We start from the raw sequence: 19140 nt of genomic DNA, 5'->3' as shown, positions 1-19140 counted from the left end.
GCCTTTGCCCGGGCATGTCGCGAAAGCCACTTTCGGGACATCTGATGTCCCGAAAGTGGCTTTCGCGACACCGCCGCTCACGACCCACCTGGCCGAGCTGGGGTGGATCGGGCCGCGATCGCGCCGCGATACCAGTACTCGAGGGTCAAGATGTGCCAGAGATGCTTGGACCGGTCCTGCTGCCCGGACGCGTCTTCGTCGACGAGCCGTTGCAGGGCCTCACGACGGAGGAACCCGGCCTTCACCAATTCGCCTTCGTTCGTCACCTCGCGCACCAGTGGCGCGAGGTCGCGGCTCATCCAAGCCCGCAGCGGAGCGCTGAACAGCCCCTTCGGCCGATGCACGATCTCGGCGGGGAGAATCGACAGCGCCGCTTCCTTGAGCGCCATCTTCCCTTGGCGCTTCACGATCTTCTTGTCGCCGGGGATCCGGAACGCGGCCTTCACGACCTCGATGTCGACGAACGGCGTCCGCACCTCGGTGGACGCGGCCATACTCGACCGGTCGGTGTAGGCGAGGTTGAGTCCCGGCAGGAACAGCCGGGAATCGGCGAGGCACATGCGGTTCACGAAGTCCGTCAACGTGTTGTCGTGGTAGGTGTCCGCGTGCTCGGTGATCACGTCGTCGACGGCGCCCGCGAGGTCCGGGTTCAGCAGCCCGACGAGTTCGGCCTGGTCGTACATCGTGTAGCTGCGCCGGAACGCGGTCTCCTCCGGCAGTTCCGCGAACGAGAGGAACCGCTTGGCGAACCGGACCGAGCGGAACCCGCGCTTCGACGTCGCCACCGGCAGTCTGTCCACAAGGGACTCCACCGGACGCCGCACGAGACCGGGAACCCGCTGGTACCGCACGGCGATCTTGTTCGCGAGATGCTTGCGGTACCCGGCGAACAGCTCGTCGGCGCCCATGCCCGACAGCATCACCTTGACCCCGGCTTCGCGGGCGGCGGTGCAGATCAGGTAGCTGTTGATCGCCGCCGGGTCGCCGATCGGCTCGTCGAGGTGATAGGTCATCCGCGGCAGCAGGTCCAGCACCTGCGGCGCGATCTCGATCTCGTGCAGGTCGACCCCGAACTTCGCGGCGACCTTCTTCGCGTACATCAGATCGTCCGGCATCGCCTCGAACTTCGCGTCCTCGGCCCGGAAACCGATGGTGTACGCGGAGATCCCCGGTTGCTCGCGCGCGGCGATCGCGGTCAGGTAGCTGGAGTCGAGGCCGCCGGAGAGGAACGTCGCGACCGGCACGTCGGCCATCAGGTGCTTGCGCGTGGAGTCCTCGATGACGGCGTTGAGATCGAACTCGCCCTCGTAGGCCGCGCCTTCCTCGGCGACCTGGCGCAGCGACCAGAAGGTGCCGCGCTCCACGTCACCGTTCGGCCGGAACCGCGCCCAGCTGCCCGGCGGCAGCTTCTCCGCCTCGGTGAACGCGCACCGCCCGTCCGGAACCCAGTAGTACAGCAGGGAGGCGACGAGCGCGGTGTCGTCGACGGTCAGCGAGCCGCCGAGTTCGGTGGCCAGTGCCTTCAGCTCGGAAGCGAACGCGACACCCTTGCCGCGGCGCACCAGGAACAGCGGTTTGATGCCCAGCTGGTCACGCACCAGCACGAGTTCACCGGAACGCTCGTCGAAGACGCCGAACGCGAACATGCCGCGAAGCCGGTGCAAACCCTCGGTGCCCCACTTGCGCCAGGCCTCCAGCAGGACCTCGGTGTCGGACGTCCCCCGGAAGCGCACGCCCGCCGCTTCGAGTTCCTTCCGCAGCTCCGGCGAGTTGTACAGCTCACCGTTGTAGGTCAGCGCGAGGCCGTCCTTGACCATCGGCTGCGCGCCGGTCTCGGTCAGGTCGACGATCGACAGCCGACGGTGTCCTAAATGGACTTCCCCGTCCCCGGCACGGTGGTCGTACCGCCCCGACCCGTCCGGCCCGCGATGGGCGATGATCTTGGTGAGCCGATCGGTGAGCGGTCCCCCGTCCGGCCAGAGGTAGGCCCCTGCGATGCCGCACATCTACTTTCGCTCCCTAAAGCGCTTCGGCGTTATCCGGTGACACAGGCGAGAATCGTTTGGTCGGCTGATCGGCGTTGTTGTCGTGGTCTTCGGGCCGCTTGTGCGGTGTCGGAGGCCTGCGTCGCACGCTCTTCTTCTCCCGCGGCGGCTCCAGCACCCGCTCGACGGTGCGTTCGGCGTCCGTCTCGACCGGCGCTACCCTCGAAAGCCGTCGCACCGGGGCGTCCTCGTCGGGGAACATCTCGACCGGTTTCGGCGCGGGCCTGGCGACCCGCTCGGCCACGGGCTTGCGTTCCGGCATGACCTGGCGGGCGGGCGTCACCGGCCGCGCGGGCACGGGCTGCGGCTCCGGCAGCGCACTGCCGCGTCCGCGCAACGCGGTGTGCAGGCCGTCCCACAGCGTCCCGTCGGTGTGGTCACGCGGATCGGGATCCACCACGACGACCCCGAGGATCGGGATCCGCCGGTCGGCCAGCTGCCGCGCGACGGTGTGCAGCCATTCGGTGTTCGCGTACCCGGTCTGGACGACGAGGATCGTCTCCCGGCCGAGGAATTCGAGGTCGGTCCACGCCGTCCCCGGTTCGATCGACCCGACGCCGATGCGGCGTTCCTTGCCCGCCATCGGCACGTCGCCGCGCTCCAGCACCCGCACCGGGCTTTCGCCCACCAGCTCGCGGAGCTTCACCTTCGGCAGGTCGTCGACGAGTGAGACCGGCCCCCTCTCCGCCAGTTCGCGCGCCATGTCGACGGCGAGCGCGGCGGTGACCTCGCGGGCGCCGAGGTCGAGCACCGACACCGAACCGCCCTCCCGGGAGGCGGCGCGGACGAGGGTCGCCGCGACCCGCTGCCGCCGGGTGGCCGCGCGCGAGGTCCGCAGGAATCGCGGCGGCTTCGGCAGCTGCGCGATGACCGAGGCGCCGAGATGCCGAGAGATCTCGCGGCGCAGCACCGGCCGGTCCTTCACCACGCTCGTGATGGCGGCGAGTGCCAGTCCGGCGAGAAGTCCCAGCGCGAAGCCGATCCCGGCGTCGGTGGCGAGGGTCTTGAGCAGTGAACGCGGCAGGATCCGCGGCGCGTCCACGATCTGCGTCCCGGCGGCGACCTTCGGCGTGCCGATGCCCGCCTCCTGCGCGCGGCCGTCGTAGTCGGAGATCTTCGAGTTCAGCTCCGCCCGGCGCGAGTAGAACCGCTCCAGCTGGGCGGGATTGGCGTTGCGGCCCTTGGCCTCTTCGGCGACGATTCCGCCTTCGATCGTGGTCAGCTCGTTCTGGGCCTGGTTGCGCTGGTCCAGCAGGGCTTTCTGGGTCGCCGCCGCGGCTGCCTGGTTGCGGGCGATGTACTCGGTGATGAAGGCGTCGGAAAGCGCCTGCGCGCGGGACAGGGCCTCGTCCTCGGTCTTCCCCTTGACCGTCAGCTGGAGGACATTGTTCGTCAGGCCCAGCCCTTCGTAGTCCTTGAGGAACTCCTCCGGCGCCTGGGTGCTGTTCAGCTTCTTGAGCGCCTCGTTGGCGATCTTCGTCGTCTGGAGCACGGCGACGTCGGTCCGCATCAGCGTCCCGCTGTCGGTCGGCGAATCGTCGGGGTGGATGACCAGGATCTGCGCCACCGCGGTGGGCGGCGACGGCAGGAAGAGCGCGACCAGTCCGCCGGCGATCAACCCCACCAGCGCGGTGGCCAGCCACAGGCGACGGCGTCTGCGTACCGAGACGACCAGTCGCTGAAGGTCGACGAGCGGTTCTGACTTCGTTTTTTCGGCGCTGGTCATGCTGTACCTGCCAGTGCTTCGTGGTCGGAAGGAGCGGGGGCGCCGGACCGGGTGCGCGTCGGCCGGACCGGGCGGGTCAGCACGGTGCCCACCACGGCGAGACCTGCGTCGGCGCAGGCTTCGGCGATGCCGACCAGCTCCCAGGCGGGCCGGGAACCGAGACTGGACACGACGAGGACCCCTTCCGCATCGGTGTCTTCGACGACGGGCCGCACCGGGGACACCGTCACGACGGTGAACCACCGGTCGGCGAGACCGGCGATCCGCCGGGCGGACGCCTGCCCGGCGTGGTCGCCGTCGGCGGCCAGTACCAGCAGCCGCCGGTGCGGGAGCCGGGAAACCAGGCGCCGGTACTGGACGTCGGAGTCGATCTCGTCGGCGAACACGTCGACCCGCGGCGTGTTCCACGGCTTGTCGTCACGGAGGAGCTTGGCCCGAAGACCGGTCCCGGCGGGCTGCGCGTCCACGACGTCGAGGGTGGCCAGCACCGGGCCGCCGAGCGCCGCGGCGATCTCCTCTTCGTCCCGTAGCCGCCGGTCGGTGCGGGCGGTGAAGAGGTGCCCGAACAGGCCGATGAGGAAGAACAACGCCGCGCCGCCGAGGGCGAGCTGCGGCAGTGTGGGTGCCGCGGCCGCGGACGGCAGCTCGGCCGAGCCCAGTACGACGATGTTGCCGAGACCGCTGGCGGTGTCGGCCGCGTTCAGGCTCGACATCGCCGACTCGATCGACGAGCGCAGGCCTTGCAGTTCGGTGCGGAGCTGGACGCTCTCCACGGTCGTCTTGCCCTCGTTGACCTTCGCGGAGAGTTCGCTGATCCGCTGGTTCGTCTGCGCGACCTGCTGGCGCAACGTCTCGCGGCGCTCCTGCGCCAGCTGGACGGCGGCGTCGCCGGAACCGGCGATGATCTGCGTGGAGTACTTCACGAACTCCTGCGCGAGCTGGTCCGCCATCCGCTGCGTCTGTTCGGCGGTGTCACCGGTGGTCTCGATGGTGATGACATTGCCCTGTGCGACCGAAGTGGCCACCTTGTCCCGCAGATCGGCGCCGGTCTCGCCGTCGCCGAGAACGGCGGCGGCCCGGTCGAGGACGACCGAGCTGGTCGCCACCTCGGCCTGGGTGAGCAGTTCGTCCGCCTCGCGCGGGCCCTGGAGCAGCACGCTGGACGTGGTCCGGTAGCCGGGGGAAAGGATCACCGACGATCCCGCGCCGACCAGGGCACCGAGGACGGCGAGGACCACCAGGGTCCGCCACCGTCCGCGCAGAACCTGCCCGATCATGGACAGGCGCACCGTATCGTCAGTCAAACCGGGATCTCCCATCGGTGCGTTTTCGTGCGGCATCAAACCCGTCGGCGAGATCACGGCGTTGGTTACAGGATTGCCCGAGTCTTGTTCAAAACGCGATCGGGAAGTCGATCAGCGGACCGCGGCGGCGTAGGCCGCGAGCAGGGCTTTCTGGGAGTTCTCCCAAGAGAGCGGCCCGGCGACGCGCGCCCGTCCCAGCTCGCCCATCTCCGCCCGCTGGTCCGGTGAGTCGAGCAGATGCGCGATCAGCTTCGCGAACTCCGGCTCGTCGTTCGCCGGCGCGTACAGCGCGGCCTCGCCCGCCGAAACCCGGGCCTCCCGCAGTTCGAAGGAGACGATCGGACGGCTCATCGCCATGTACTCCATGATCTTGTTCATGGTCGACACGTCGTTGAGCGGGTTGAGAGGATCCGGCGACAGGCAGACGTCGGCCGAGGACAGGTAGCGCAGTAGATCTTCGTCGGAGATCCGGCCGGTGAACTCGACCTGGTCGTCGAGCTTCAGTTCCTTGGACAACGCCACCATGGCGTCGAAGGCGTCACCGGAACCGATGAACACGGCGTGCCAATCGGTGCGGCCGCCCTCGTCACGCAGCGAAGCGAGCGCGCGCAGTGCGTAGTCGACACCGTCCTGCGGGCCCATCACGCCGAGGTACGCCAGCAAGTGCGGCTTGCCCTTCTTCAGTTCGGGCTCGGCCGGGACCAGATGGAAGCGCTCGACCATCGGCGCGCTGCGCACGACGAAGACGTCGTCCGGCGACTTGCCGCCGCGTTTCACCGCGACGTCCTTGTAGCTCTCGTTGGTCGCGATGACGACGTCGGCTGTCTTGTAGGTGCGGCGTTCCAGCGCGCGGACCGCGCGGTAGAGGAAGTCCTCGCCGCGGTCGAAGCGCGAGAGGTACAGCTCGGGGCAGAGATCGTGCTGGTCGAAGACGAACTTCGCGCCCTGGCGCTTGAGGTACAGCGCGACCAGGAACAGCAGGTCCGGCGGGTTGCAGGCGTGCACGACGTCCACCCGGCCGACCTTGCGGGCGAGCCGGAGCGTGTGCCACAGCGCGGAGCCGTACTCCTGGACGTACCCGGCCGGACCACCGGTGGCGGCCTTCAGCGGATACCGCAGGATGTGGACGCCGTCGACGGTGACTTCGGCCTCGGTGTCCCGCTTCGTCCCTTGTGGACAGATGACGTGGACTTCCCAGCCCGCGTCGCGCAGTGTCTGGCACTCCTGCCAGACACGGCGATCGAACGGGACGGAAAGGTTCTCTACGAGGATGAGAGCTTTACCAGGCAAGACCGACATATCCCTCTTCAGTCCGGCGCCGGTCGGCGTCGGGTACGCGGACGAGATCGATGATGGTGTGGCCGCCGCCGGCCGGGAGCGCCGCGAGGACGTCCGGGTCGGTGCAGCCGATGAGGCAGACCTCGGCGTGGTCGACGACCTCGCCGACGGAGCCTGCCAGCAGCTGGCCGAGATGCGGCAGCCTGCCCTCGATGTACTCGCGGTTCGCGCCCATCAGCCGCGAAAGGCTGACGTTGGCGTCGTAGATGCGGAGGTCGTAACCCTTGCCGAGCAGCCGCTCCGCCAGCTCGACCAGCGGGCTCTCGCGGAGGTCGTCGGTGCCGGGTTTGAAGGACAGGCCGAACAGCCCGACCTTGCGCTTGCCGGCGCGCGCGACCAGGTCGAAGGCACGCTGGAGGTGTTCGTCGTTGGACGGCAGCACATGCGACAGGATCGGGACGGCGACGTCCGCGCGGTGCGCGGCGTAGACCAGGCCACGCAGATCCTTGGGGAGGCACGAGCCGCCGAAGGCGAACCCGGGGCGGAGGTAGGCGGGGCTGATGTTGAGCTTGCGGTCGGCGAGGAAGACGTCGATCACCTGGTGCGAGTCGAGCCCCAGGGCACGGCAGATCGCGCCGAGTTCGTTGGCGAAGCCGATCTTGAGCCCGTGGAAGGAGTTGTCGGCGTACTTCGTCATCTCGGCGACGGGGATCGCGACACGGAAAACCTCGCCGGGAAGCCCTTCGTACAACGCCGCCACGACGTCGCCGCTGGCCTCGTCGAGCTGGCCGATGACGGTCTTGGGCGGGTCGTAGAAGTCCCTGACACTGCTGCCCTCGCGCAGGAACTCGGGGTTCACCGCGACACCGAAACCGACACCGGCGGTGAGGCCGGACGACTTCTCGAGGATGGGGACCAGCAGGTCAAGGCAGGTGCCCGGCAACATGGTGCTGCGGAAGACGACGGTGTGCCTCGCCGTCTTGGTCTTGAGCGCTTCGCCGATCTCCTCGGCCACACGCTCCAGGAACGCCGTCGACAGGCTGCCGTTCGGCGCCGACGGGGTACCGACGCAGATCAGGGAGACCTCGCTGTCCGCGATCGCCTGTCTGACGTCGGTGGTGGCTCTCAGCATGCCTTTGGCGACCACCTCGGCGGTGAGTTCGCCGATGCGCTCTTCCACCACCGGCGCCTTGCCGCCGGAGATGAGGTCGATCTTCACCGGGTTCACGTCGACCCCGACGACCTCGTGCCCACGCCCCGCCAGGCACGCCGCCGACACACAACCGACGTAACCGAGCCCGAAGACACTGATCTTCATGACGAATTCCTCCAGCCGCGTTCCGCTGCCCGTTGGTCGGACGCCGGGCCGGGTTCGTTACCGCTGCCCGCGAGTCGCCTGCTTTTGGCGGAATGCCTGTGCGGCAAGGGAATTACTCATCGCTCGAGGAGCGCGAAACGCTACAGGAAGGACGTAAGGGTTTCGTCTCGATCTCCCGTACACGCCCAAAACGCCCTCGCGGTCGCCTTCCGGTAACGCCGGAATGTTCCGTAGTGGTCAATCGGACGACACGGCTTTGAGGTTTGTTCCGTCCACGACGAGCACTTGGGAACATCGATGCGCAGCACCCTGCCGCACTCTGGGTCCCTCAAGGAGGCCTTCACGGACCGGCTTCCGTCACCCCTGGACGAACTTCGCCGCCAGCCCCTCCCCGACCGAAGTCGACTTCCCGTGGTCCTCGATCGGCGACACCTTCGAGTTCTTGAAGCAGATGTAGGTCACGCCCGAGTCGACACCACCGTTCTCCGGGTCCGGGTTGATGCCCAGCGCTTTCGCGGTCGCGTAGGACGCCTCGCCGATGATGTCGTTCGGGCCGGTGTCACCGATGACGGTGTAGAGCACCTTTCCGCCGTGGATGACCGCGCATGAACCGGCGCCCTTGAGGCCGGCCTTCTCGAAGTTCCACGTGCCGCTGATACTCGGCACGACGACGTACGGCGTCTGGTCGGCGATCAGCGCCTTGCCGTCGGAGCGCGGGTACGCGGTGCCGTCCTGGAACCACGGGTCCGTGTTCTTGTTGCACCGCGGGGTCGGCTGCCCGTCGCAGTCGATGTCCATGTCGGCCTTCCAGAACACGGCGCCGCCGGCGTCGCAGACCGCGATGGTCCGGCCGGTTTCGTCGTCGGTCTTGTACTTGCCGTTCGAGATCTGCTTGCAGCCGGTGGTCTTCGCGAGCAACTGCTGCGCGGTCGGGCCCGCCTGTGGCGCGACGCCTTCCGAAGCGGCGGCCGCCGAGGGGGCGAGTCCCGCAACCACCACCATCGCCGAGAACAGGAGCAGTTTCCGCATACCAGCACCCCTTAGTTAATAAAGCTTCTTATCGAGGGTGCTCAGAATGCCGTCGTCAATGACCGTTCTCAAGGCCCGGCGGGGTGTTGTTTTCCCACTATGCGACGAAAACCGGTCAAAGGCGGACAAGCCTGGATACTCGGGCCATCATCCGTCCCGCTCGGCGGTACAGGCGGTCCCGGTCACCGAGCACGCCGTCGATCCACTGCTGGTCGACGTCGTACCGGACCTTGGTCCGCGGCCGCAGCAGGCCATCGCGTGACGCCGCGCCGCCTTCCGTCGTGTAGATCCTCGTCGCACCGGAACGCCGGAGCCTGCCGAGCACCCGCCGGTCATAGGCGCCGAACGGGGGCACGTACGCGCGGACGGGCTTCCCGCTCAAGTCGGCGAGCAGCTTCGGCGCGACTTCGAGTTCGCGCCGGGCGTGCCTGCCGTCGAGCCGCCGCCAGTCCCGGTGTTCCCAGCCGTGCGAACCGATCGACATCCCCGCCTCGACCAGTTCGCGAAGGCCGTCGGCGTCGATGAAGCCCCGCTGGCCGATGCGGCCGGCCAGGGGGAAGAACTCCGCCGTGAGATCGCGCTCGACCAGCCGCGGCAGCGCGATCTCGACGTCGGAGGAGTTGCCGTCGTCGAAGGTGAGCCCGACGTCTTCACAGCCGGTCACCGCGTCGAGCACCCGCTCGAACTGCTCGACCGTCACCCACGTCTCGTTTTCGCCCGGATCCAGCGCGCGCACGGGCCTGCCCACGCCGCCGATCGCCAGGATCACCATCCGCACCTCATTCGGGACCGAGTGTTTCCCGATTAATCGCATTGGCGAATGGAGTAGTTACATGATCGCGCAAGGTGTCCACGAACGGATTACTTGCGGATCTCCAGGGTGCAGCACTTCGGGCCGCCGCCCGCCTTCCTGAGCTCCGAGATGTCGACGAAGACGACCTCGTAGCCACGTTCGGTGAGCCGCGACGCCAAACCGGTCGCTTCGACCGGCAGGACGACGTTGCGGCCGTCGGACACCCCGTTCAGCCCGAAGCATTCCGCGTCGGCACGGCCCGCGATCACGGCGTCGGGGAACATCCGCTCCAGCACCTTCCGCGACCCGGCCGAAAACGCTTCCGGGAAGTAGGCGAGTTGGGCGGGCGCGGTGTCGGTGGCCTCGGCGAGCACGAAGAGCGCGGTGTCGAGGTGGTAGTAGCTCGGGTCGATCAGCCGCAGGGAGACGACCGGGACGCCGAGGACCTCCTGCGCTTCGGAGTGCGCGGCCGGGTCGGTCCGGAAGCCGGTGCCGGCGAGCAGGACCTTGCCGGTCCAGGCGAAGTCCCCTTCGGCCTCGTTGATCTTCTCCGGCATGGTGATGTCGCGGTAGCCGTGCTCGACGAACCAGCGGCGGAAGTGCTCGGCCTCGGCGGTGCGCTGCGGGGCACGGAACCGGGAGCCGAGGACGCGGCCGTCGACGACGGTGCCGGAGTTCGCGGCGAAGACCATGTCCGGCAGTCCGGGCTGGGCGTCGATCTCCTCGACGGTGTGGCCGAGGCGGCGGTAGGTGTCACGGAGTTCGGTCCATTGCGCCATCGCGGTGTCGACGCTGACCGGGACGGAAGGGTCCATCCACGGGTTGATGACGTAATCCACCGCGAAGTACCGCGGCGGGCACATGAGGTAGCGACGCGTCGTGGGCACACGGGGCTGCTCTAGTACCGGCATACACGAAGGGTAAGTCTCCCCTAATTCCGCAATCAATCGCTGTTCGCTGCGCATATACCTGCTAAACATTGCGTGTGAACACCATCGACCAGCGAATCGTTTCTTGTCTGATGGCCAACGCGAGGTCCAGCTACGCCGACATCGGCAAAGTCGTCGGTCTGTCCGCGCCCGCGGTGAAGAGACGGGTCGACAGACTGCTCGAAACCGGGGTCCTGCGCGGTTTCACCGCGGTCGTCGACCCCGAGGCGCTGGGCTGGGGCACCGAGGCGTTCGTCGAGATGACCTGCAACGGCAACATCACCCCGGCCCGGATCCGCGCCAGGCTGGAGCCGTTGCCGGAGGTCGTCGCGGCCTACACGGTCTCCGGCGCGGCCGACGCCATCGTCCATCTGCGCGCTTCGGACATCCACCATCTGGAGACCGCGCTGGAGCGGCTGCGGGGGCTGGAGATCGTCGACCGCACGGTCTCCACCGTCGTCCTTTCCCGGTTGCTGGAGCGCCCGCCCACCCCCGAGGCATGACACCCTCGACCGCGTGACCGACCAGATCCGCTCCAGCCATGACGGCGGCGTCGCCGTGCTCACCATCGACGCGCCCGCGACCCGCAACGCCCTGACCCTCACCTTGTCCGCCCAGCTGGCCGAGGCCGTCGCGAGGGCCGAAGCCGACGAAAGTGTCCACGCACTGGTCATCACCGGTGCGCCACCGGCCTTCTGCGCCGGCGCGGACCTCGACATTCTCGCCGGCGCGCGGGAGGACGGGCTCCGCGCCGTTTACGACGGCTTTCTCTCGGTGGCCAGGTGTTCCCTGCCGACGATCGCGGCGGTCGGCGGGGCGGCCGTCGGCGCCGGACTGAACCTCGCGCTCGCCGCGGACGTCCGCATCGTGGGAGCCAAGGCGAAGTTCGTGGCCAGATTTCTCGATTTGGGCATCCACCCCGGCGGCGGGATGACCTGGATGATCCAGCGGCTCGTCGGCCCACAGAAGGCCGCGGCGATGACTCTCTTCGGAGAAGTCGTCGGCGCCGAAGCCGCTGTCGAAGCCGGGCTCGCGCTCCGCCTCGCCGAGGGAGATCTGGTCGAGGCCGCCCGTGAGCTGGCACAACCCGCCGTCGACGCGCCTCGCGACGTCCTCCTCGCGACGAAGCGCACGCTTCGGCACACCGCTTCGTTGACCGATCATTCGGCCGCCGTCGACGCCGAGATCGCGCCGCAGCTGAAGTCACTCACCGGACCCGCTTTCGCCGAACGTCTCGACCGGCTAAAAGCAAGAATCAGCGGCCGATGACCATTCCTCGAGCAGACTTCACTACGCTGGAAGGAGATACGGCTCACAATCGAGTCGCGTCGTTAACCGTTACCATCGGTAACACCTAAACCGGAAAACCCCCGCTCAGCGACGAGCTCAGGACACTCGAGAAGTAGGTCAAGGCCGCATTCGCGGGCAACCTGGGAAGTGTCGCGAGGACTAACCTCGGGACAGGACACCTGTGACCTGGCCGACATCGCCGGGCGAGGCGTCGGATACCCGGCATCGCCGGGACCGCGCACGTCGGGAGAGAGGGATTCCCTGACCTATGAGCACGAGTGCGAACGGCAACGGCTCCTTGTCGGCCGTCCGGCCCACCGAGGTCGCCAAACTGGACCGGGTGGTCATCCGGTTCGCCGGCGATTCCGGTGACGGGATGCAGTTGACGGGCGACAGGTTCACCTCGGAGGCCGCGGCCTTCGGCAACGACCTGTCCACCATGCCGAACTTCCCCGCGGAGATCCGCGCGCCACAGGGAACCATCCCGGGCGTCTCGAGCTTCCAGGTGCACTTCGCCGACTACGACATCCTGACGCCGGGCGACCGGCCGGACGTCCTGGTCGCGATGAACCCCGCCGCGCTGAAGGCGAACCTCGCCGATGTCCCGTCAGGCGGGACGATCATCCTGAACACCGACGAGTTCACGAAGCGGAACCTGGTCAAGGTCGGCTTCGAGCACGATCCGCTCGACGACGACACCCTTTCGGCCTATCAAGTCCACCGGGTGGCCATGTCGACGTTGACCAGGGGCGCGCTCGAAGAGACCGGACTGTCCAAAAAGGACGCCGAACGCGCGAAGAACATGTTCGCGCTCGGGCTGCTCTCGTGGATGTACCACCGGCCGACCGAAGGCACGGAACGGTTCCTGCGCGAGAAGTTCGCCAAGAAGTCCGACATCGCCGAGGCCAACATCCTGGCCTTCCGCGCGGGGTGGAACTACGGCGAGACGACGGAGTCGTTCGCGACGACGTACGAGGTCGCGCCGGCGAAGCTGAACCAGGGCACGTACCGCCAGATCACCGGGAACACCGCGCTGGCGTACGGGCTGATCGCCGCCGGGCAGCAGTCCGGCCTGCAGATCCTGCTGGGCACGTACCCGATCACCCCGGCGTCGGACATCCTCCACGAGCTGTCCAAGCACAAGAACTACGGCATCCTCACCTTCCAGGCCGAGGACGAGATCGCCGGTATCGGCGCGGCGCTCGGCGCCTCCTACGGCGGTGCGCTGGGCGTCACGTCCACGTCCGGTCCCGGTGTCGCGCTGAAGTCCGAAGCCATCGGCCTCGCGGTGATGACCGAGCTGCCGCTGGTCGTGGTCGACGTCCAGCGCGGCGGCCCGTCGACCGGGCTGCCGACCAAGACCGAGCAGGCCGACCTGTTGCAGGCGATGTTCGGCCGCAACGGCGAGTCCCCGGTCCCGATCGTCGCGCCGCTGTCCCCCGCGGACTGCTTCGACGCGGCACTGGAGGCCACCCGGATCGCGCTGAAGTACCGGACGCCGGTTTTCCTGCTGTCGGACGGCGCGATCGCGAACGGCTCCGAGCCGTGGCTGATCCCGGACGTCGAGACGCTGCCGGAGCTGCGCGTGGAATTCGCCACCGAGCCGAATGCCGAGGACGATTCCGGGGAGTTCTGGCCGTATGTCCGCGACCCCGAAACCCTCGCCCGCGCATGGGCGGTGCCGGGCGCGCCCGGTCTTCAGCACCGCATCGGCGGGCTGGAGAAGGCCGACAAGACCGGCCACATCTCTTACGACCCGGACAACCACGAGAAGATGGTCCGCCTGCGGCAGGCCAAGATCGACGGCATCGACGTACGCGACCTCGTCGTCGACGACCCGAGCGGCGGCAAGGCCCGCGTCCTGGCGCTCGGCTGGGGTTCCTCCTACGGGCCCATCGGCGCCGCGTGCCGCCGCGTCCGCAAGGAGGGCATGCCGATCGCGCAGGCGCATCTTCGGCACCTCAACCCGTTCCCGGGGAACCTGGGTGACGTACTCCGTTCGTACGACACCGTGGTCGTCCCTGAAATGAACCTCGGCCAGCTCTCGATGCTCTTGAGGGCGAAGTACCTCGTGGACGTGAAGTCGTACACGAAGGTCGCCGGGCTGCCCTTCAAGGCAGAGGAGCTGCAAGGCGTGTTCACGGAGATCATCAGCAGTACGGAGGCGGCGAAGTGACCGCGATTGACCTGGGGATTCCTACTCTCGGCGGCTTGGACCTCGTCCCGGCCGAAACCGAACCGCAGAAGGCGAAGGACTACAAGTCGGACCAAGAGGTCCGCTGGTGTCCCGGCTGCGGTGACTACGTCGTGCTCAACGCCGTGCAGTCCTTTCTGCCGACGCTGGGCCTCAAGCGCGAGAACATCGTGTTCATCTCGGGCATCGGGTGCTCGTCCCGGTTCCCGTACTACCTCAACACCTACGGCATGCACTCGATCCACGGCCGCGCGCCGTCGATCGCGACCGGTCTCGCGACCGCGCGGCCGGACCTGTCGGTGTGGGTCGTCACCGGTGACGGCGACGCGCTGTCCATCGGCGGCAACCACCTGATCCACGCGTTGCGGCGCAACGTGAACATCAAGATCCTGCTGTTCAACAACCGGATCTACGGCCTCACCAAGGGTCAGTACTCGCCGACGTCCGGGCCGGGCATGGTCACCAAGTCCACCCCGATGGGCTCGGTCGACACCCCGTTCAACCCGCTCTCGCTGGCGATCGGCGCCGAAGCGTCGTTCGTGGGCCGCGCGCTCGACTCGGACCGCAAGGGCCTCACCGAGGTGCTGGAGGCCGCCGCGAGGCACCGCGGTTCGGCCTTGGTGGAGATCTACCAGAACTGCCCGATCTTCAACGACGGCGCGTTCGACGTCCTCAAGGACAAGGACGAGGCCGCGAACAGGCTCATCCCGCTGCGGAGCGGTGAGCCGATCAAGTTCGGCCCGCAGGGCGAATACGGCGTCACGCGGGGTGGCTGGGGCGGGCTGGAAGTCGGGAAGGTCGCGAACATCGGCGAGGAGAACCTCGTCGTGCACGACCCGACGATCCCGGACACGGCTTACGCGTTCGCGCTGTCGCGGATCGGTGACCAGAACCTGAACCACGTGCCGACCGGCATCCTGCGTCAGGTCTCGCGGCCGACCTACGACGACCAGGCACGTGCCCAGGTCGAGGAGGCGCGCGCGGCGAAGAAGCCGAACCTGCAATCGCTGCTTCGCGGCAAGGACACCTGGACCGTCGTCAGCTAGCTCTCACGTCCGGGACTCAGCCGAGGGGGCGGAACCCCACGCGCTCCGCGTCCGAGGCGGACCGGAACCACACCTCGGCGACCATCTTCGGGAACTGAGGCGAGTCCTCGGTGCAGTACCGCAAGGCCGTCACGCTGGCCTTGACCGCGAAGTCGTCGGCGGGACGACCACCGCCCGGGCGCGGCATCGCCGAACCGGGACCGAACGGGCCGGGCGGGACGGACTCGGCCACGGGAGCGGCGACCCGCCGCGCGGGCGGGGGTTCCGGCGCGGGCATCGCGTCACCGGGCTGGACGGCGGGCTCGAACAGCGAGCCGCTCTGCCCTCCGGACAGGTCCGGCTCGCGGCGCTCGATCGCCCGCATCGACGGCTGGATCGGCTGCGGCGGCTCGAAACCGCCGCGCACGGCGCCCCCGCCTCCTCGCGGTGTGCGCTTGGGCAGCACCTGGGTGGCTTCGGCCGGGGTCTCGGGCTCCGAGTCGAGGAGGCCGGCCCGCGCTTCTTCGTCGGAACCGAAGGCGTACGCGGGTGGGTCTTGCAACTCCTCTTCCCGCTCGAACCAGTTGGTTTCAACGGGCGCCTGCTCCGTCTCCACGCGCGACGCGGGGCTGAACAACGAGACCGGCTCCGGCTGCGTCTCGACGCCCTCGGGGTCGAGCTGCATCTCCAGGCGGGACCGGTACGGCCCTTCGCCCGGCAGGATCGGCGGGGCGGGCTCAGGCTCGGGCTCCGGTTCCGGTTCCGGCTCGACGTCCAGCTGCGACGCGGGCTGGAGGTACTCGGTCGCCGCCGCGGCGTACGGGTTCGCGGGCTCGGGCTCGGGTTCCAGCTGGGCTGCCGGGATGAACTGCGTCCGCTCGGCCGGGGCCTCCGGCGCGGGCTCCGCAGCCGTCTCGGGCGCGATGCGGTACTCGGCCTCGTAGTCGTCTTCGGGCTCGAAGGTCTGCGTCGGGGCAGGAGCGGGCTCCGGCTCCGGCGCCGGTTCCTCGTGGACGTCCTGGACGGGCTCCGGAGTCCGCTGCTCCTCCTCGACGACAGGTTCGGTCCACAGCTGCGCGGGCTCTTGCTCGGTGAGCGTCTCGGGGTACTCGGGCTTCGGCTCCTCGGCGGCCGCGAATTCTTCGTCCAGCTCGTCCTGCGACGGCTTCGTGAAGTACGCGGTCCCGCCCGCGGCGGCGGCCGCCCCCGCGCCGGGGCTCACTCCGGCGGGCAACCGGGACGTCTCGGCGTGCACGGTGGCCAGCGAGCCTTCCAGCTCACGGATGCGCTTGCGCGCGGGAAGCACCAGTACCAGCCAGGTGAGCAGCGCGCCGACGACGAACGCCAGCAGACTCCACAGCCAAACCTGTCCGAAAATGGACATCTAACCTGCCCCTTGTTAATGCGTTCGCGCGACCAGGTAGTCGGCGACCGATTCGCAGGCGTCCCGGGCCGGCGACGCGGGCAGCGCCGCGAGCTCGGCACGCGCCCGACGAGCGTAGTCGGAAAGAGTTTCGCGTGCGCGTCCGAGTCCGGACGAGGCCCGCAGCAGATCCAGGGCCTCGGCGACGAGCTTGTCGTCCGAGATCGGTCCCGAAAGCAGCTCGACCAGGCGCGGGTCGGTGGCCGGGTCGGCCAGCGCGTACAGCATCGGAAGCGTGCGGACACCCTCGCGGAGGTCTGTGCCCTGCGCCTTGCCGAGCTCGTCCGAGGCCGACGCGATGTCGATGACGTCGTCGGAGATCTGGAACGCCGTGCCGATGATGTCGCCGAAGCGGCGAAGCGCGTCGATGTACTCGCCGGGGGCACCGGACATCATCCCGCCGAAACGGCCGGAGGTGGCGATCAGCGAACCGGTCTTCTGCGCGATCACCGTGAGGTAGTGCTCGACCGCGTCGTCACCGTCGGCCGGGCCGACCGTCTCGCGCATCTGGCCGGTGACCAGCTCACCGAAGGTCTCGGCGATGATCCGGGCCGCGTCGGTGCCGAGGTCCGCGACCAGCCGCGAGGCGTGCGCGAACAGGAAGTCGCCGGTCAGGATCGCGATGGTGTTGTCCCAGCGGGCGTTGACGCTCTCCGCGCCGCGGCGCATCGTCGCCTCGTCCATCACGTCGTCGTGGTACAGCGTCGCGAGGTGCACCAGCTCGACCGCCGCGGCCGCGGTGACCACCTGGTCGCCCTGCTTCGGCCCGAACTGCGAGGACAGCAGCGTGAACAGCGGACGGAAACGTTTGCCCCCCGCCTCGACCAGATGCGAAGCGGCGTCTTCGACCGCCTTGACGTCACTGCGGACGACCTCGCGAAGGAGGCTCTCGACGTCGGCGAGACCGGTCGCGAGGGTGCGCAGGAGCTGTTCGTCGGCGATCTGGAGCCCCACGGACGCGCGCAGGTCCTCGATGGCACCACCTGGGGCAGGTGAAGACACAGACACGTCGGCTCCGCTCTCTTTGACACCGGTTCGGGATTGCTTCCAGCGTAGTGGCTACCGACTCGGGCCTGTTGACGTGCTGTCCAGGGGAAACGGTGACGAATATGACACCCCCGCCGAGTATCCTGCCGCTCTTCGCACGAACTGGGGAAACAGCATGACGACACCGGATGATTCCGGCGAAAGACCGGCGTGGGCGCCTCCCGCCGAAGACCATCGGGAGCAGCGTTCGACGGTGTGGATCACCGTCGTCCTGTTCGCCGTGTTCATGGCGGTGATGCTGGTCGTGGCCGCGCTGGTGGTGGGCGGCGTGAAGCAGTCGAGGGCGGGCTCCGTCCAGCCTCGACAGCCGACCGCCTCGGCGCCTTCGACGTCCTCCGCCTCACGGCCGCCCGTGCCGACCCGCAAGTACGAGACGGCGGGCAATCCTCTCGTCGCTCCTGGTGTGACCATGCCGAAGGTGACCTGCGAGCTGCCGAGGCTCGGTCGCGCGAAGGAGAAGCTGGAGTCTTTCTACTTGGCTCTGCTCCCTTGCCTGGAGCGGGCGTGGCATCCCGCCCTGACCAGGTCGACGAGCCGCGGATCCCGGTCGAGGTCGACACCGACGACGTCAAGACCACTCCTTGCGGCGCTCCTCCGCCCGCCGCGGAGGCCATGGGTTTCTACTGCTCCGAGGGCGCGACGATCTTCGTCCCGCTGCCGAGGCAGCTCGAATACGGCGGCCCCGACCTGCTGACCCAGCTGTTCCTGCTCGCCCACGAGTACGGGCACCACGTCCAGGAGCAGTCCGGCATCATGTCGAAGCACGACGCGCTCTACCGCGAGGCCGGCGGCGACCAGACGAAGATCCTCGAGCTGAGCAGGCGGCTCGAACTCCAGGCCGACTGCTTCAGCACGCTGTTCCTGGCCAACGCCGCCGGCCGCGGCTCGATCCCCGTCAAGCTGCTCGCCCCGCTCAAACGGTCCGGGTTCGAGGCTTCGGACAGCGAAACCCACGGTTCGGCGAAGAACGCCGCGTTGTGGCAGAAGCGCGGCTTCAACGCGAAGGACACTTCGGCGTGCAACACCTTCGCGGCTCCGGTGAACGAAGTCTCCTGAAGACCAGGGGTCAGCGGCGCCGGATCTTGATGTCGTCCATGCAGGTCGCCTTCCCCGCGACGTCACGGTACGGGTAGCCCTTGGCGTCCAGCAGTTCCATCACCTTCAGTTCGGCCTCTTCGAGCACGTCGCGCTCCTCCTCGCCCACCAGCGTGACCCGGAAGGTGAACGCGCCGAGGTGCGCGCTGTAGGTGAGCAGGCCGTCGTCGGTGAACCCGATCGCCTGGTGCTGGTCCAACTCGGCGAGGAGCCGGGCGCGGGTGCCGGCGTCGGGATGGTCGAACTTGCCGTTGACGAGGACACGATAGGTCGGCATGCGCTCGAATATACAGATCTGTATCCGAATACGAACCTGAATATCCAACGGGTGTCCATGATCCACGGCCGAGTGAAACGTCCGTCACGCACGCAACGGTCGCATCCCACACACAGATAGAGAGGACAAGGAAGAACGGCCGACCCTGCTCGCCCTCCGTCACGTGAGGAAAGCCCATGCGCATCATCATCGCCGGCCGGGCCGGTGCGCTGCTTGTGGCGGGCCTCGCCGCCGGAGTGACACCCGTCTCCGCGGCCAACCCGGACGGCGTGTTCGCGCCCGCCTCCGGCATCACCGGTGAAGTGGTCGTCGGGCGCGCGGCCTGTTCTCCCACCCCGTGAACCATCACGCCGGCAGAAGGGGCGCT

Annotated in this window: 17 protein-coding genes; 6 read left to right on the top strand and 11 right to left on the bottom strand. The window is 68.3% G+C overall.

What is annotated here, in order from left to right:
- Positions 1-77: 77 nt before the first annotated feature.
- The 8 genes from asnB to ddaH all read right to left on the bottom strand — a co-directional run bounded on the left by asnB (position 78) and on the right by ddaH (position 10404).
- A complete protein-coding gene (asnB, locus tag BS329_RS28680) occupies positions 78-2006 on the bottom strand; it encodes an asparagine synthase (glutamine-hydrolyzing) (RefSeq protein WP_076164317.1) in 1929 nt (642 codons plus the stop codon).
- Positions 2007-2019: 13 nt separating this feature from the next.
- Positions 2020-3771 (bottom strand): Wzz/FepE/Etk N-terminal domain-containing protein, encoded by a 1752-nt coding sequence (locus BS329_RS28675; protein ID WP_076164316.1) that lies wholly within the window; start codon positions 3769-3771, stop codon positions 2020-2022.
- Positions 3768-5048 carry a YveK family protein gene (locus tag BS329_RS28670; RefSeq protein WP_143253245.1) on the bottom strand — a complete coding sequence of 427 codons (1281 nt, stop codon included), beginning with the start codon at positions 5046-5048 and terminating at the stop codon, positions 3768-3770. Before BS329_RS28670 ends, BS329_RS28675 begins: the two co-directional genes overlap by 4 nt.
- A gap of 138 nt (positions 5049-5186) precedes the next feature.
- Positions 5187-6374 carry a glycosyltransferase family 4 protein gene (locus tag BS329_RS28665; RefSeq protein ID WP_076164314.1) on the bottom strand — a complete coding sequence of 396 codons (1188 nt, stop codon included), beginning with the start codon at positions 6372-6374 and terminating at the stop codon, positions 5187-5189.
- Positions 6355-7671 carry a nucleotide sugar dehydrogenase gene (locus BS329_RS28660; RefSeq protein ID WP_076164313.1) on the bottom strand — a complete coding sequence of 439 codons (1317 nt, stop codon included), beginning with the start codon at positions 7669-7671 and terminating at the stop codon, positions 6355-6357. The genes BS329_RS28665 and BS329_RS28660 overlap by 20 nt, the downstream gene beginning before the upstream one ends.
- A gap of 357 nt (positions 7672-8028) precedes the next feature.
- Positions 8029-8700, bottom strand: a complete 672-nt coding sequence (locus BS329_RS28655; protein WP_076164312.1) for a glycoside hydrolase family 75 protein — start codon at positions 8698-8700, stop codon at positions 8029-8031.
- Between the two features lie 115 nt (positions 8701-8815).
- Positions 8816-9472 carry a polysaccharide deacetylase family protein gene (locus tag BS329_RS28650; RefSeq protein ID WP_076164311.1) on the bottom strand — a complete coding sequence of 219 codons (657 nt, stop codon included), beginning with the start codon at positions 9470-9472 and terminating at the stop codon, positions 8816-8818.
- An 89-nt stretch (positions 9473-9561) separates the two neighbouring features.
- The gene (gene ddaH / locus BS329_RS28645) at positions 9562-10404 is read right to left on the bottom strand and encodes a dimethylargininase (protein WP_208619286.1); all 843 of its coding nucleotides are present in this window, start codon (positions 10402-10404) and stop codon (positions 9562-9564) included.
- Between the two features lie 74 nt (positions 10405-10478).
- Between ddaH and BS329_RS28640 the strand changes: the two genes are divergently transcribed.
- The 4 genes from BS329_RS28640 (at position 10479) to BS329_RS28625 (ending at position 14952) form a co-directional block, all read left to right on the top strand.
- The gene (locus tag BS329_RS28640; protein ID WP_005151923.1) at positions 10479-10925 is read left to right on the top strand and encodes an Lrp/AsnC family transcriptional regulator; all 447 of its coding nucleotides are present in this window, start codon (positions 10479-10481) and stop codon (positions 10923-10925) included.
- A 13-nt stretch (positions 10926-10938) separates the two neighbouring features.
- A complete protein-coding gene (locus BS329_RS28635) occupies positions 10939-11691 on the top strand; it encodes an enoyl-CoA hydratase (RefSeq protein WP_076164309.1) in 753 nt (250 codons plus the stop codon).
- A gap of 289 nt (positions 11692-11980) precedes the next feature.
- Positions 11981-13888: a 2-oxoacid:acceptor oxidoreductase subunit alpha gene (locus BS329_RS28630; protein WP_076164308.1), complete on the top strand. Its 1908-nt coding sequence runs from the start codon at positions 11981-11983 to the stop codon at positions 13886-13888.
- Entirely contained in the window at positions 13885-14952 is a 1068-nt protein-coding gene (locus BS329_RS28625; RefSeq protein WP_076164307.1) for a 2-oxoacid:ferredoxin oxidoreductase subunit beta, read from the top strand. Before BS329_RS28630 ends, BS329_RS28625 begins: the two co-directional genes overlap by 4 nt.
- A 16-nt stretch (positions 14953-14968) precedes the next feature.
- Here the strand turns inward: BS329_RS28625 and BS329_RS28620 are convergent, their stop codons facing one another.
- Together BS329_RS28620 and BS329_RS28615 are read right to left on the bottom strand one after the other, a co-directional pair.
- A complete protein-coding gene (locus BS329_RS28620; RefSeq protein ID WP_076164306.1) occupies positions 14969-16315 on the bottom strand; it encodes a sunset domain-containing protein in 1347 nt (448 codons plus the stop codon).
- A gap of 15 nt (positions 16316-16330) precedes the next feature.
- Positions 16331-17356: a polyprenyl synthetase family protein gene (locus BS329_RS28615; RefSeq protein WP_076164305.1), complete on the bottom strand. Its 1026-nt coding sequence runs from the start codon at positions 17354-17356 to the stop codon at positions 16331-16333.
- A 549-nt stretch (positions 17357-17905) separates the two neighbouring features.
- On the opposite strand from BS329_RS28615, the gene BS329_RS44725 reads away from it, so the two are divergent.
- Positions 17906-18457, top strand: a complete 552-nt coding sequence (locus tag BS329_RS44725; RefSeq protein WP_244197319.1) for a neutral zinc metallopeptidase — start codon at positions 17906-17908, stop codon at positions 18455-18457.
- Between the two features lie 10 nt (positions 18458-18467).
- Here BS329_RS44725 and BS329_RS28605 read toward each other — a convergent pair whose 3' ends face one another.
- Complete coding sequence (locus BS329_RS28605; protein WP_076164304.1) at positions 18468-18773, bottom strand: DUF6204 family protein; 306 nt, start codon at positions 18771-18773, stop codon at positions 18468-18470.
- 176 nt (positions 18774-18949) lie between these two features.
- On the opposite strand from BS329_RS28605, the gene BS329_RS43530 reads away from it, so the two are divergent.
- Positions 18950-19114 carry a hypothetical protein gene (locus BS329_RS43530; protein WP_158075836.1) on the top strand — a complete coding sequence of 55 codons (165 nt, stop codon included), beginning with the start codon at positions 18950-18952 and terminating at the stop codon, positions 19112-19114.
- Positions 19115-19140: the final 26 nt, after the last annotated feature.

This window comes from Amycolatopsis coloradensis (genome assembly GCF_001953865.1).
Classification (GTDB): domain Bacteria; phylum Actinomycetota; class Actinomycetes; order Mycobacteriales; family Pseudonocardiaceae; genus Amycolatopsis; species Amycolatopsis coloradensis.
Note: the sequence above shows the minus strand (reverse complement) of the source record. Positions and strands in the feature narration are given on the sequence as shown.